The organism is Sphingobacterium rhinopitheci (assembly GCF_022627575.1).
Lineage (GTDB): Bacteria > Bacteroidota > Bacteroidia > Sphingobacteriales > Sphingobacteriaceae > Sphingobacterium > Sphingobacterium rhinopitheci.
Genome location: NZ_JADEYQ010000010.1, coordinates 80,166 through 93,013, shown reverse-complemented (window position 1 = coordinate 93,013; position 12,848 = coordinate 80,166). Strand labels below are relative to the sequence as shown.

Below are 12,848 nucleotides of genomic sequence, written 5' to 3'. Positions count from 1 at the left end.
TTATGATTTATGATAACCTAACATTGAAGTATTACTATTTAAAAAAACCGTTACGTAATTTTTAGCTTTCAAACAAGCCGTCTCTATATCAAATCCCTTCCCTAAATAGGATGTAATTGCTGCTGCTAAAACACAACCAGAACCGTGTTTTCCGTTTCCTTTTACAATTTGCGAGGGCATAAAAACTATTTCCTTCGACCCTCCATACAGAATATCTTGTCCAATATTATCTTCCCGATGTCCACCTTTAAGGAACACAAAAACCCCAATATCTCCAGATAAATCTAGCGCTTTGAATTCCATGTAATTAGGCGTTAACAAGTAGATAAAAGGCAATAAATCTTTAATCATATCCTCATTAGAAACACATAAAAAAAGTTGATTAGAAGAGCTGTATATAACGGTGTCCCAAATTATTTTACAGCTTCTATTGTATTTAATGACTTCATCAACGATATTAGAAAGATATAAAACATCAGGAACTACCCCTATTTTGACGCACTTGATATCATACGATTGAAACAAGACTGCGATCGCTTTCCTAACCCCAGCAATAGGCAACCATTCCAAATCATAAAATAAATATTCAGTCTGAATGGTATTTGCTGTTAATACAGATAATGCTTGGACTCCAATCTGCTCAGCTGTTTTCACATCTGCCAATACCCCAGCACCAGCACTTGTATCAAATCCACCAATCATTAAGACAAATGGTCTATCTTTCTTTTGCATGTTAAAAAACTAGTTAATGGGTTATCAGCTTGCCAGATCGCCCCCATTAAAGCTACACCATCTACTTGCGGGTATATTTCTGCAATATTGACATCATTAATCCCCCCTATAGCAATTAATCCGGTATCGTAATTAATTCTATCTTTCAATTCATACATCAATGTTTTGGATGCTTTATATCCGAACTTTGAAATACTATCATAAAAAGGCCCTAAAAAAGCGTTGTTTATAGGTGCGGCTAAGCCATTGAATTCTTCAATACTATGTGTAGAAGTAGAAACAACATAATCCAATAATACGGGGTTAGATAAAGCTATATTTCGTAGTCTTGTATTGATATGAACCCTAAAACCATCAAATGCACATCCATTAATATCATTAGCATGAAAAACTATACGGTTCAAAAAACAAGATTCTATATCTTTATATATCTTTAATACATCAAGTATACTAGCATAGGGTTTTCTAATATGATATAAATCCAAACCTTGATCCAACATCATATTAATCCAATAAGCTTCATTAGCGTATTTTCGATCAGGACTTATAACGACGATCATAAATATATTTTTTTACCGTGATTCACAAACTCTTTAGACATTTCATCCATCCCTTCATTAGCCATATCTCGTATCTCTTGAGTTATTTTCATCGAACAAAATTTAGGACCACACATAGAGCAAAAATGGGCACCCTTTGCGGCGTCAGCAGGCAATGTCTCATCGTGATATTCACGTGCTGTATCTGGGTCTAAAGAAAGATTAAATTGATCTTCCCATCTAAATTCAAATCGAGCTTTGCTTAAAACATTATCTCTATATTGTGCGCCAGGGTGACCTTTGGCAAGATCTGCAGCATGTGCCGCCAACTTATAGGTGATAACTCCATCCTTAACATCTTTCTTATTTGGTAAACCCAAATGTTCTTTAGGTGTTACATAGCAAAGCATAGCACAACCATACCATCCAATCATAGCTGCACCAATGGCAGAGGTGATATGATCATATCCCGGAGCAATGTCCGTTGTCAAAGGTCCTAACGTATAAAATGGTGCTTCGTCACATTCCTTCAATTGCTTATCCATATTTTCTTTTATTAGGTGCATAGGCACATGGCCTGGTCCTTCGACCATCACCTGCACATCGTGATTCCACGCTATTTTCGTTAGCTCCCCTAGTGTTTCCAACTCCGCAAATTGCGCAGCATCATTAGCGTCAGCAATAGAACCTGGACGCAAGCCGTCCCCTAGAGAGAAAGCTACATCATAACGTTTCATTATCTCGCAGATATCTTCAAAATGTGTATATAAGAAACTTTCTTTGTGATGATATAAGCACCATTTGGCCATAATCGAACCTCCTCTAGAAACGATTCCAGTGACGCGGCTCGCTGTGAGATGGATATAGCGCAATAATACACCTGCGTGAATGGTAAAATATGAAACTCCTTGTTCTGCCTGCTCCACCAAAGTATCGCGAAAAATTTCCCACGTTAAATCCTCCGCTATACCTTTTACCTTTTCTAAAGCCTGATAAATAGGTACAGTTCCAATCGGAACTGGCGAATTACGAATGATCCATTCTCTAGTTTCGTGTATATTTTTGCCTGTAGAAAGATCCATTATTGTATCTGCTCCCCAGCGACATGCCCATACTGCTTTTTCTACTTCTTCTTCGATACTGGAGGAAATAGCGCTATTCCCAATATTAGCATTTATCTTAACGAGAAAATTTCGCCCAATTATCATAGGTTCGCTTTCAGGATGATTTATATTATTGGGAATAATAGCACGCCCTGCAGCAATTTCCGATCGTACAAATTCTGGTGTAATCAGTCCTTTAGGGGTATTGGCGCCATAACTGTCTCCTTGATGTTGATGATCCATTCCCTTTGTTGAAGATTGCAACTGCTCCAAACATTGGTTCTCACGGATAGCCACATATTCCATCTCTGCCGTAATGATTCCCTTTCGGGCATAATGTAATTGCGTTACATTACAATTTTCTTTAGCAACTTTTGGAAGGTGACTATATTGAAACCTCAATTCAGCAAGAGAAGCATTATTAAGTCGAGCATTGCCATATTCGGAGGTAATCCCATCTAACACCAAAACATCCTTTCTAGCTAAAATCCATGATTCACGCAACCGTTTAATACCTCTACGTATATCAATTATAGTAGCCGACTCCGCATCTGTATAAGGCCCTGATGTATCATAAATAATGATTGGTGGATTTATTTCAATATCACCATTACTGAATTTTGTTGGACTCAGTGAAATTGCGCGCATGGCTACTTCAATTGGATATATATCTCCTTTTACAGATACTTTCTTAGAATTTGGAAAAGGACTTGTCGTAATTTTTTGTGTGCTCATAATTATTGCTATGTTAGTACTATGTTAGCCTCCCTGAAAAGCTTTGATGATAAGAATTTCATCATTTGCACTTAATACTGTAGTAGGCCATTTGGATTTGGGCACAACAAAGTCATTTAATGCTGCTGCAATACCTGAGCTACTACCTTGCGTATATAGTAATACTATGTCTTCAAGTGAACTTGGAAGAATTTCGAAAAAAGTGAGTTGATGATTAATAGTTATTTCCATTCCTTTAAATAGTTAAATAAGTTGTATTAAAAACTTCAGGAATGACTAAAAAGTGCAGGTAGCACAGATAAGACATTTTACTTTTTCCTACGCTAGTATGACCTAGATCAGGTATTGAGGGTAATTTCTCAGCCTATTTCATAATAGACACCCCTAAAGTTCTATACTAATATAAGATATTTTTATTCATTTAACGAAATAATATTAAATTAAAATTACATCAATATCTAAAGAGGATAATTTACAAGACTTATTAACAAGAATCTATTGAGAATGATTTAGTACACAAAAAAATAGTCGAAGCAAATATACTTCGACTATTTTTTTGTAAACTGAAACTAAACTATAGCCTTACCTACTTATAGAAACTATTCCTTCTTCCACCATCTTACATAGTCTATTTCCATCATAGCAGGAAAGGAATTATTATCAATACCATATTTCCCTCCCCAATTTCCACCTACTGCAATATTTAACAATAAAAAAAAGGAATTGTCAAAAGGCCATTCTCGCACAGTATTATGTTCATTTAATATAGAATTGTACAAAATATTATTACAATAGAAATCTATTTTATCCTTCGACCATTCTACGGCATACGTATTAAACTGTTGTGGTTGTCTAATAAATAACGATTTCATCTTTTGTGTATTCTTCATATGGTTGTAAGCTTCAGAATGTATAGTTGCATATACAGAATCTGGTTGATAGCCGACAAACTCCATGATATCAATTTCTCCACACATGGGCCAGCCTACAGTATCAATATTGTCCCCCAACATCCATATAGCGGGCCACAAACCTCTACCTTGGGGTAATTTTGCGCGAATTTCAATTCTTCCATACTTCAATTTTATTTTATTTTTTGTCGTTAAACGCGCTGAAGTATATGCTTTGCCATTGGAAGAATCTTTTCTTGCTGTAATAATTAATTTACCCTGTTCGACTTTAGCATTTTGTAATGACTCAGCTGTGTAATTTTGAAGTTCATTATTACCCCAAGCCCAAGCATTACCAGCCGTATCAAAATTCCACACTTTAGCATCAGGCAATCCTGTATAATTAAATTCTTCAGACCATACCAACTTCCAATTGCGTGAAGTCCTACAACTTGTAAACAACAGGGAAACAAAAAGTATTATAAATATAAATCTACTCATCTTAATTATTATTAAAATTTACAAGTTTAGCTATACACATTGCTACCCTTATATTTTCTATTTCAACAACCACATCAATTTATTAACCTCATCTTCACCATTATACTGACGACTTAGCGCTTCCATCAGATTCGCATGGTTATGTATCGCTTCAGTAGCAGGTTATAACCAACGTAATGGAATAGCCTCCTTTTTATTTACGTTTAACGAAGCTGCTGCATTAATAGGGGAAATTGGATAATTAGTCCTTCTATATTCATAAAATCCCTGAATAGGATCTTGCATATATTTCAATAAGTATTTTAGAATCCATATCTGTTTCAATTGATCTGCTGAATTAGCCTTAAATGAAGCCTCTCCAGAAAAAACCTTGTAAATAACTATAATTGGTATTTCAAATGTAAGAGATTTAGGGAATTAACACAAACCATATCACAATTAGCAGATCGTAGAAACATTCAGTATGAAGCTATTGGGCAATAAGAATCCTTTAGCAATACAATATTGTATATTGTCGACAAAAACAATCAGTGTTAATAACTCTTATTTCCTAACAACATCCATAGTTTATAACCAATCATTCATAAATAATGCTTAAATTTGGACTTTAATTTGAAGAACGTTCAAAACTAACATACAATAATGATCCATTTCTTTGAGAACCCATCGAACACTGTATATGGTGTTCAAAGTGTAAACTCTTTATCACAAGAAGACATTACTAAACTGAATTGGTTATTTGGCAATGCCAAAAAACTTGACGATCAAACCCTCGACCATTTTTATGTAGGCCCTCGTGCAGCAATGATTACTCCATGGAGTACGAATGCTGTAGAGATTACGCAAAATATGGGAATTGAAGGTATTATTCGTATCGAGGAATTCCAACCTGTAGAAGCTGATTTTAACACGTTTGATCCCATGATCTCTCAGAAATATCAAGCATTGACCCAGGATATGTACAGTATAAACATCGCTCCAGAGCCTATTTTGGAAATCGATGACATCGATGCTTATAATAAAGCTGAAGGTTTAGCATTAAACCCCGAAGAAGTAGACTACTTGCGCAATTTAGCCACTAAATTGGGCCGTAAATTGACCGACTCCGAAGTATTTGCCTTTTCCCAAGCTAACTCAGAGCACTGCCGTCACAAAATCTTCAATGGTACTTTCATTATTGATGGTGAAGAGCAACCTACATCTTTATTTAAATTAATTAAGAAAACATCAGAAACAAATCCTAACGATATTGTTTCAGCTTATAAAGATAACGTAGCCTTTGTAAAAGGTCCTCGTGTCACACAATTTGCACCATTATCTGCAGATAAGCCTGATTACTACGCGGAGAAAGAGTTTGACTCTGTATTATCCGTGAAAGCAGAAACACACAATTTCCCTACTACTGTAGAGCCATTCTCTGGTGCTGCTACAGGATCTGGTGGTGAGATTCGTGACCGTCTTGCTGGTGGTCAAGGATCTATTCCTTTAGCAGGAACAGCCATCTACATGACTTCGTACTCCCGATTGGAAGACAATCGTCCATGGGAAAAAGCAATGGATGAGCGTGACTGGTTATATCAAACACCAATGGATATCTTAATCAAAGCTTCTAATGGAGCATCTGATTTCGGTAACAAATTTGGACAGCCACTTATCACGGGTTCGGTACTGACGTTCGAGCATGAAGAAGAAGCGCGCAAACTAGGTTTTGATAAAGTTATCATGCAAGCGGGTGGTGTTGGCTATGGTAAATTAGATCAAGCAAAAAAACATACGCCAAAAACAGGCGACAAAGTAGTAATATTAGGAGGCGAAAACTACCGTATCGGTATGGGTGGTGCTGCAGTATCATCTGCTGACACGGGAGCTTTTGGTTCAGGCATAGAATTAAATGCCATCCAACGTTCGAATCCAGAGATGCAAAAACGTGCAGCAAATGCAGTCCGTGGCATGGTAGAGTCTGACCACAACCCTATTGTTTCTATTCACGACCACGGAGCTGGTGGACACTTAAACTGTCTTTCCGAGTTGGTAGAAGAAACAGGTGGATTGATTGATTTAGATGCATTACCTGTTGGCGACCCTACATTATCTGCTAAGGAGATTATTGGTAACGAATCACAAGAGCGTATGGGCTTAGTGATTGGTGAGCAAGATATCGATATTTTGAAACGTGTAGCAGACCGTGAACGCTCACCAATGTACACTGTTGGTGAAGTAACGGGTGATCACCGTTTTACATTTCAATCGAAAACTACAGGTGCTAAACCAATGGATTATGCTTTAGAAGATTTCTTTGGCTCCTCTCCAAAAACTATTATGAACGACATCACTGTAGTAAGAAATTACGCAGATGTTGAATATAATGTAACAGAAGTACCGACCTACTTAAAGCAAGTATTACAATTAGAGGCTGTAGCTTCTAAAGATTGGTTGACAAACAAAGTAGACCGTTGTGTGGGTGGACGTGTTGCCAAACAACAATGTGCCGGCCCTCTTCAACTACCGTTAAACAACGTAGGTGTAATGGCTTTGGATTACAAATCTAAAGAAGGTATCGCTACTACAGTAGGACACTCTCCAGTAGCCGCTATCGTAGATCCTGCAGCTGCTAGTAGAACAGCTATCGCTGAAGCATTATCTAATTTAGTATTTGCTCCTATTAAGGATGGTTTAGCGGGTGTATCATTATCCGCAAACTGGATGTGGGCATGTAATAATGAAGGAGAAGATGCACGTCTATATAAAGCGGTAAAAGCTTGTTCAGACTTCGCTTTAGAATTAGGAATCAATATTCCTACAGGAAAAGATTCATTATCCATGAAACAAAAGTATCCTAATGGTGAAAATGTTATCGCTCCAGGTACTTTGATTATATCCGCAGCAGGTAACTGCATCAATATCAACAAAGTAGTAGAGCCAGTTTTAGCTAAAAATGCAGGTTCTATCTATTACATCAATTTATCAAAAGATACGTTCAAATTAGGCGGGTCATCATTTGCTCAAATCTTGAACAAGATTGGTAAAGAAGTGCCAACAATCCAAGATGGTGCTTACTTCAAGACAGCATTCAACGTGATCCAAGATTTGATCAATACCGATCAAGTAGCTGCAGGTCACGATGTAGGTTCAGGTGGTTTGATTACAACCCTTTTAGAATTGACATTTGCTGATGTGAACTTAGCAGCAAACTATGACCTATCAGGTCTAGGTGAAGTGGATACTGTAAAAGCATTATTTAATGAAAATATCGCTGTAGTATTGCAAGCGAAAGATGATGTTACATTTGAGGCGACATTAGCTACTGCTGGCATTGCAGCTGTGAAGATTGGTACTGCTATCGAAGGTACAGAAGTAACCATCAAAAATAACACAGATACCTTTGCGTTCAATGTAACAGACACACGTGATACATGGTACAAAACATCCTTCTTATTGGATCAAAAACAATCGAAGAATGGAATGGCTCAAGAGCGATACAATAATTATAAAAATCAACCATTAGCATTCACCTTCCCTACTCAATTCACGGGAAAGAAACCTGTAAACAACGGGGCTCGTCCTAAAGCAGCAATCATCCGTGAAAAAGGTTCTAACTCAGAACGTGAAATGGCTAATGCATTATTCTTAGCGGGATTTGATGTTAAAGATGTGCATATGACAGATTTGATCTCTGGTCGTGAGACGTTAGAAGATATTCAGTTTGTAGGTGCTGTTGGTGGATTTTCTAACTCTGATGTATTAGGATCAGCTAAAGGTTGGGCGGGAGCATTCAAATACAATGAAAAAGCAAAAACAGCATTAGAAAAATTCTTCGCTCGTCCAGATACAATGTCTGTAGGTATTTGTAATGGTTGTCAATTGTGGATGGAATTAGATCTTATCAATCCCGAACACGAAGTACACGGTAAAATGCAGCACAATACTTCAGGCAAACACGAATCTAACTTCATCTCTGTAAAAGTACAAGACAATGATTCTATCATGTTAAAGACTTTAGCAGGTACTACTTTAGGTGTTTGGATCTCTCATGGTGAAGGTAAATTCAAATTGCCTTATGGGGAAGAACGCTATAATATCGTAGCAAAATATGCTTACGAGCAATACCCACACAACCCTAACGGTTCGGACTTCAATACCGCGATGATGTGCGATACTACAGGTCGTCACTTGGTGACTATGCCACATATCGAACGTTCTATCTTCCAATGGAACTGGGCAAACTACCCTGCAGGCCGTCAGGACGAAGTATCACCTTGGTTAGAAGCATTTGTAAATGCTAAGAACTGGTGTGAAGCAAACAAGAAATAAGTTGGACAAATTGTAATATTTGGAATCCTCCTGCACTGTAAAGTGTAGGAGGATTTTTTTTTATAATTTGCCTTGAAGGTTCCTCAAAACTAAAGCATAATAGGCTATCCTGCCATCAATGGATCAGTGATACTGATATTCCCATTTTCGATATGTCCAGCATAGCGCAAACGTAATGATGTATCCTTCGGATTCGTCACCTCGACATCATACCAGCCTTTGCTCTTTGAGCAATCTATTTCAAGGCCTTTAGTTAACTTTTGGGCCTGAAATAAACCATAAGATTTATCTTCAATCTGCAATGGACCATCAGAAGCATGCACTTTGATACTTAGAAAAGTCTTCCCTAGACGATTGAAAGACTTGACCTCAATAGAGGGGATATAGTTTTTATTACCATCAAAAGAGCGATAGAAACCATTCGGTCCATGTACCGCAAAAGAAAATAAATCCCCTTTCATACCATTCAAATCCCAATCGTAACGCAAATCGTCATCTTTAGCAATCGCAAAATTCCAAATCTTTCCTGGCTCCTCCTGCACATAACTATGATAGGCAATCACAAAATAAGGAATCGCTTCCGTAGATGCTGATTTTATACGTTTATCAAGCTGTGCCAACATGGACAAGTTGCTTCCTTTACAGACTACATTGAGCTGTAACTCCACGGGCAATGCACAAGCAGGCTTGAACCCTTTTTCTTGTAGAGGTACATTAGGCTTAAAGTGTGAGTTATTCTTAATTTCTGATAGCTCTTGTTGGGTAATCTCCACATACTTATTGGGTACATTTTTACTTTTCGCAGCATAAATACGCGACACATACACGTCACGATCTACTAAATCAATAGGTGCACGCTGAAAATGATTAGCGGCTCTAAATATTGAAGTCATGTCCCCAGTCACCATGCGACGCCAATCACTAATATTGTCTTCGCGTACACGAATACCTTTTTTCTTCTCCAGAAAATGCTCAATAAACTGAATCCCTGACGTAAGGTCAAATACCTCAGAATTCACAAATCCTCCTTTAGACCACGGCGAAGCTACAACCATAGGCACCCTATAACCGAGCCCGATAGGACTATCTAGTGTAGCATCCGGCTTACCAGTTCTTTTTCGCTCTTGCTCCATTGTCACATACTCATCTGCAGTATCAATATTTCCTGATATTCGGCCTACATCATCACGGCTAGACAATGGAGGAACAAATGGCGCTATATGATCAAAATAACCATCATTTTCATCATAGGTGAGTACAAATATTGTTTTCTTCCATATATCAGGATTCTTGGTCAAGATATCTAATGCTTCGGACACATACCATGCGCCATACCAAGGGCTACCAGGGTGATCCGAGAAGCGACATGGTGCAACCAACCAAGACACGGTAGGCAATTTTCCACGATCTACATCCTTACGAAATTGATAAAAGATATCTCCAGCAGGTACATTTACTTCAGCATCATGGGTACCGCTTAATTTTTCCAGCTTATGGTAGTTTGGATCTTCCACATTGGTCACAAAAGCATTTTCATGTATCGCTTTTTCATGTGGCGAAAGCTTTTGAAAATTAGCTTCACTGTACTTGTCTATATCCAGCAATAAACGCGTGAGCTCTTTATTCAATTTTTCTATTTCATTAGCTTCCTTTTCCTCCTTCAGTTTAATTCGAATAGCAGCTATGCGATTGTGCATCCAGGCTCTATGCTTAGGATGAAAACGTACATTATACTGCTTATAGAACTCTAAATTGTTATCCGTAAAATTAGCTAGCCAATCTTCTTCTTCATCCGACAAACCTACAGGAATACTCAATTCATTTTGATAGACCTTCCATGAAACGCCTTCTTCTTCCAATCTTTCAGGAAACGTCTTCCAACTAACATCTTTATAGTTTATCTGACCATTATCTACATGGGCTACGGACTCTGGATCACGAGGTTGCTCACGTACTGCACCAGACCAAAAATAAGACCTATTAGCAGACGTACCCGTCAAAGAGGAACAAAAGTGTTGATCACAGACCGTAAATGCATCCGCAAAAGCATAATAAAATGGAATGTCAGCACGATTGTAATAGCCCATCGTTAGCGGGATATCTTTATATGCTTTATTTCCCGAACTTTTGGCTTCCAGCCAATTGTCCATTTTTCCATTATTGCGCGCCGCTACCATATCACGCCAGCCATGTGGCAAAGAGCCCATCCATGTAGACTTGCTATTTACAATATCCAAATGAAATGGCGCATAATATTGTCCTTTCTTATTCCCTTGTACCCAGACAGGCAAACCATTAGGTTGCTTCATAGCACGCGGGTCATTAAATCCGCGCACCCCTTTGAGTGTACCAAAGCAATGATCAAAAGAACGATTCTCTTGCATCAAAAACACGATATGCTCGGCATCCAGATAGGTAGTACCTGGATCAGCATCTATAGCTAATGCCTTTTGAATAGACTCCGGCAAATTGTTGACCGTAACCGAAGTTCCCGCTAATAAAGCGGCTTTTTTTAAAAAATCTCTTCTAGAATCCATTAATTTATCCACCAAGGTTTAATATGAATAGCATCATTTCCGTCAAATTGAGATTGAATAGCTATAGCTACCTGTTCGGTATTATTGTTATATTCATCTAGAGGATACATCCATCGATATGCAACCTGCACATTGTTGGCCTTACGCAACGATGGGTATCCCGTACGTAGATGGTCAAAATATGCACTAAATCCCCCTTGATGAAAACTACGTAGATATTTCTGTATAATAATACGCTCCAATTGATCAGTAGATGTACTTGCTAAATTAAAGCTAACATTATTTTGGGATAAATACAGCACAACCTGATTTTCAGTGAAATAATTAGACATATTTTTGGCATATTTTTCATAAAATTGGAATGAAGAGCGAATACCATTGTCATAATGCTGCTTCATATCCCCTACCAGCCAACCTCTCCATATTGCTTCAGCAATAATAAACTGCAATTCGGAGTACCCTAATAATACAAGAGGCTCTGCTGTAGGGTCTTCATAATAACGCTCACGCACCTTAGAAAGCTGTCCTCTAACGGCCTTTTGATTGACCAAAGTATAAGGAACTATAGGATCACCGCCTTCATAAGAAGAAAAATCATTTTCTGCTTTACCTTCTTCTTTGCCAACCCTAGTTTGATTAGCTATCGCAAATAGACGTGGGTCTCTAAGATCTTGGAAATGCTGAATAAAAGTAGAATCCATATACATGCTAGAACTGTAGTTATTGGCATTAAATTCAGGGTAACGGTTGTCTTCTTGATTTAAAAAAAATAACTGCCCATCTTCAGAACCATTTATAGCGTTAATAATATTCTCTTGTGCTACTATACGTGCAAATTCCTCAGCTATAGAAAAAGGAAAGTCGTTTGTTCTATCAACAAGTGTTATTAATACTTTTAAACGAAATGAATTCACCAATTTATCCCAGCGACTTACGGAACCTTCATAAATAATATCACCAATAATATCATCTGCATTACTTTTCAAAATAGCACTAGCTTCCTCTAGTTCCTGCAAAATACCTACGAACACTTCCTTTTGACTGTCATATTTGGGGTTAAATATCCCCAAAGATTCTCCCTTTGCGGCTTCCGTATATGGGATATCCCCAAAAGTAAGCGTAAGATTATAGAAATAATAAGCACGAAAAAACTTAGCTAAAGCAATGTAGCCCTGTGAAGCTATTTTTGTTGCCTCTTCTTCCATTTTTGTAATATTTCTCAAATGCTGATACTGACTGAAGGTACCACGTTGCCAAGTATATATTTGGTAAGCATGCTCCCCGTCTGTACGTACAATCATCTTTAGCGCGTACAAAGGATCTGTTCCTCTCCAGGTACGAAAGGCTTCCCATTCTATTTTTGGAAGCAAGGACTGCGGATGAGTAACCTCAGATTCATTCGAATTTATATTGATATCTGTTAACTTTTTACACCCTACAAATAGCAATAGAACCGCTATTGTAGCTACACTTATATATTTAGATAGTATCATAACTTGT

Annotated in this window: 9 protein-coding genes and 1 riboswitch; of the genes, 1 reads left to right on the top strand and 8 read right to left on the bottom strand. The window is 37.7% G+C overall.

All coding sequences use genetic code 11. The features are described from left to right. The 6 genes from IP023_RS10585 to IP023_RS15945 form a co-directional block, all read right to left on the bottom strand. A complete protein-coding gene (locus IP023_RS10585) occupies positions 1-732 on the bottom strand; it encodes a hydroxymethylpyrimidine/phosphomethylpyrimidine kinase (RefSeq protein ID WP_241790249.1) in 732 nt (243 codons plus the stop codon). Then, on the bottom strand, positions 702-1,292 hold the full coding sequence (locus tag IP023_RS10580) for a thiamine phosphate synthase (RefSeq protein WP_241790248.1): 591 nt from the start codon (positions 1,290-1,292) through the stop codon (positions 702-704). Before IP023_RS10580 ends, IP023_RS10585 begins: the two co-directional genes overlap by 31 nt. Continuing rightward, positions 1,289-3,109 carry a phosphomethylpyrimidine synthase ThiC gene (thiC, locus tag IP023_RS10575; protein WP_262914400.1) on the bottom strand — a complete coding sequence of 607 codons (1,821 nt, stop codon included), beginning with the start codon at positions 3,107-3,109 and terminating at the stop codon, positions 1,289-1,291. Before thiC ends, IP023_RS10580 begins: the two co-directional genes overlap by 4 nt. A gap of 24 nt (positions 3,110-3,133) precedes the next feature. Beyond that, positions 3,134-3,340, bottom strand: coding sequence for a sulfur carrier protein ThiS (thiS, locus tag IP023_RS10570; protein ID WP_241790247.1), 207 nt, complete (start codon positions 3,338-3,340; stop codon positions 3,134-3,136). A 67-nt stretch (positions 3,341-3,407) separates the two neighbouring features. Beyond that, positions 3,408-3,505, bottom strand: a riboswitch (TPP riboswitch). A gap of 203 nt (positions 3,506-3,708) precedes the next feature. Next, positions 3,709-4,500: a glycoside hydrolase family 16 protein gene (locus tag IP023_RS10565; protein ID WP_241790246.1), complete on the bottom strand. Its 792-nt coding sequence runs from the start codon at positions 4,498-4,500 to the stop codon at positions 3,709-3,711. 162 nt (positions 4,501-4,662) lie between these two features. After that, the gene (locus IP023_RS15945) at positions 4,663-4,878 is read right to left on the bottom strand and encodes a SusD/RagB family nutrient-binding outer membrane lipoprotein (RefSeq protein ID WP_394801852.1); all 216 of its coding nucleotides are present in this window, start codon (positions 4,876-4,878) and stop codon (positions 4,663-4,665) included. Positions 4,879-5,142: 264 nt separating this feature from the next. On the opposite strand from IP023_RS15945, the gene purL reads away from it, so the two are divergent. After that, positions 5,143-8,811, top strand: coding sequence for a phosphoribosylformylglycinamidine synthase (gene purL, locus IP023_RS10555; RefSeq protein ID WP_241790244.1), 3,669 nt, complete (start codon positions 5,143-5,145; stop codon positions 8,809-8,811). Positions 8,812-8,915: 104 nt separating this feature from the next. Here purL and IP023_RS10550 read toward each other — a convergent pair whose 3' ends face one another. Together IP023_RS10550 and IP023_RS10545 are read right to left on the bottom strand one after the other, a co-directional pair. Further along, positions 8,916-11,348, bottom strand: a complete 2,433-nt coding sequence (locus IP023_RS10550) for a phosphocholine-specific phospholipase C (protein WP_241790243.1) — start codon at positions 11,346-11,348, stop codon at positions 8,916-8,918. Continuing rightward, a complete protein-coding gene (locus IP023_RS10545; protein WP_241790242.1) occupies positions 11,348-12,841 on the bottom strand; it encodes a SusD/RagB family nutrient-binding outer membrane lipoprotein in 1,494 nt (497 codons plus the stop codon). The genes IP023_RS10550 and IP023_RS10545 overlap by 1 nt, the downstream gene beginning before the upstream one ends. Positions 12,842-12,848: the final 7 nt, after the last annotated feature.

Excerpts from the sequence above, each read along its gene's own strand:
- IP023_RS10545 (WP_241790242.1), bottom strand. The coding sequence starts at position 12,841 with ATGATACTATCTAAATATATAAGTGTAGCTACAATAGCGGTTCTATTG.
- thiS (WP_241790247.1), bottom strand. The coding sequence starts at position 3,340 with ATGGAAATAACTATTAATCATCAACTCACTTTTTTCGAAATTCTTCCA.
- IP023_RS10550 (WP_241790243.1), bottom strand. The coding sequence starts at position 11,348 with ATGGATTCTAGAAGAGATTTTTTAAAAAAAGCCGCTTTATTAGCGGGA.
- IP023_RS10565 (WP_241790246.1), bottom strand. The coding sequence starts at position 4,500 with ATGAGTAGATTTATATTTATAATACTTTTTGTTTCCCTGTTGTTTACA.
- purL (WP_241790244.1), top strand. The coding sequence starts at position 5,143 with ATGATCCATTTCTTTGAGAACCCATCGAACACTGTATATGGTGTTCAA.
- IP023_RS10580 (WP_241790248.1), bottom strand. The coding sequence starts at position 1,292 with ATGATCGTCGTTATAAGTCCTGATCGAAAATACGCTAATGAAGCTTAT.
- thiC (WP_262914400.1), bottom strand. The coding sequence starts at position 3,109 with ATGAGCACACAAAAAATTACGACAAGTCCTTTTCCAAATTCTAAGAAA.
- IP023_RS10585 (WP_241790249.1), bottom strand. The coding sequence starts at position 732 with ATGCAAAAGAAAGATAGACCATTTGTCTTAATGATTGGTGGATTTGAT.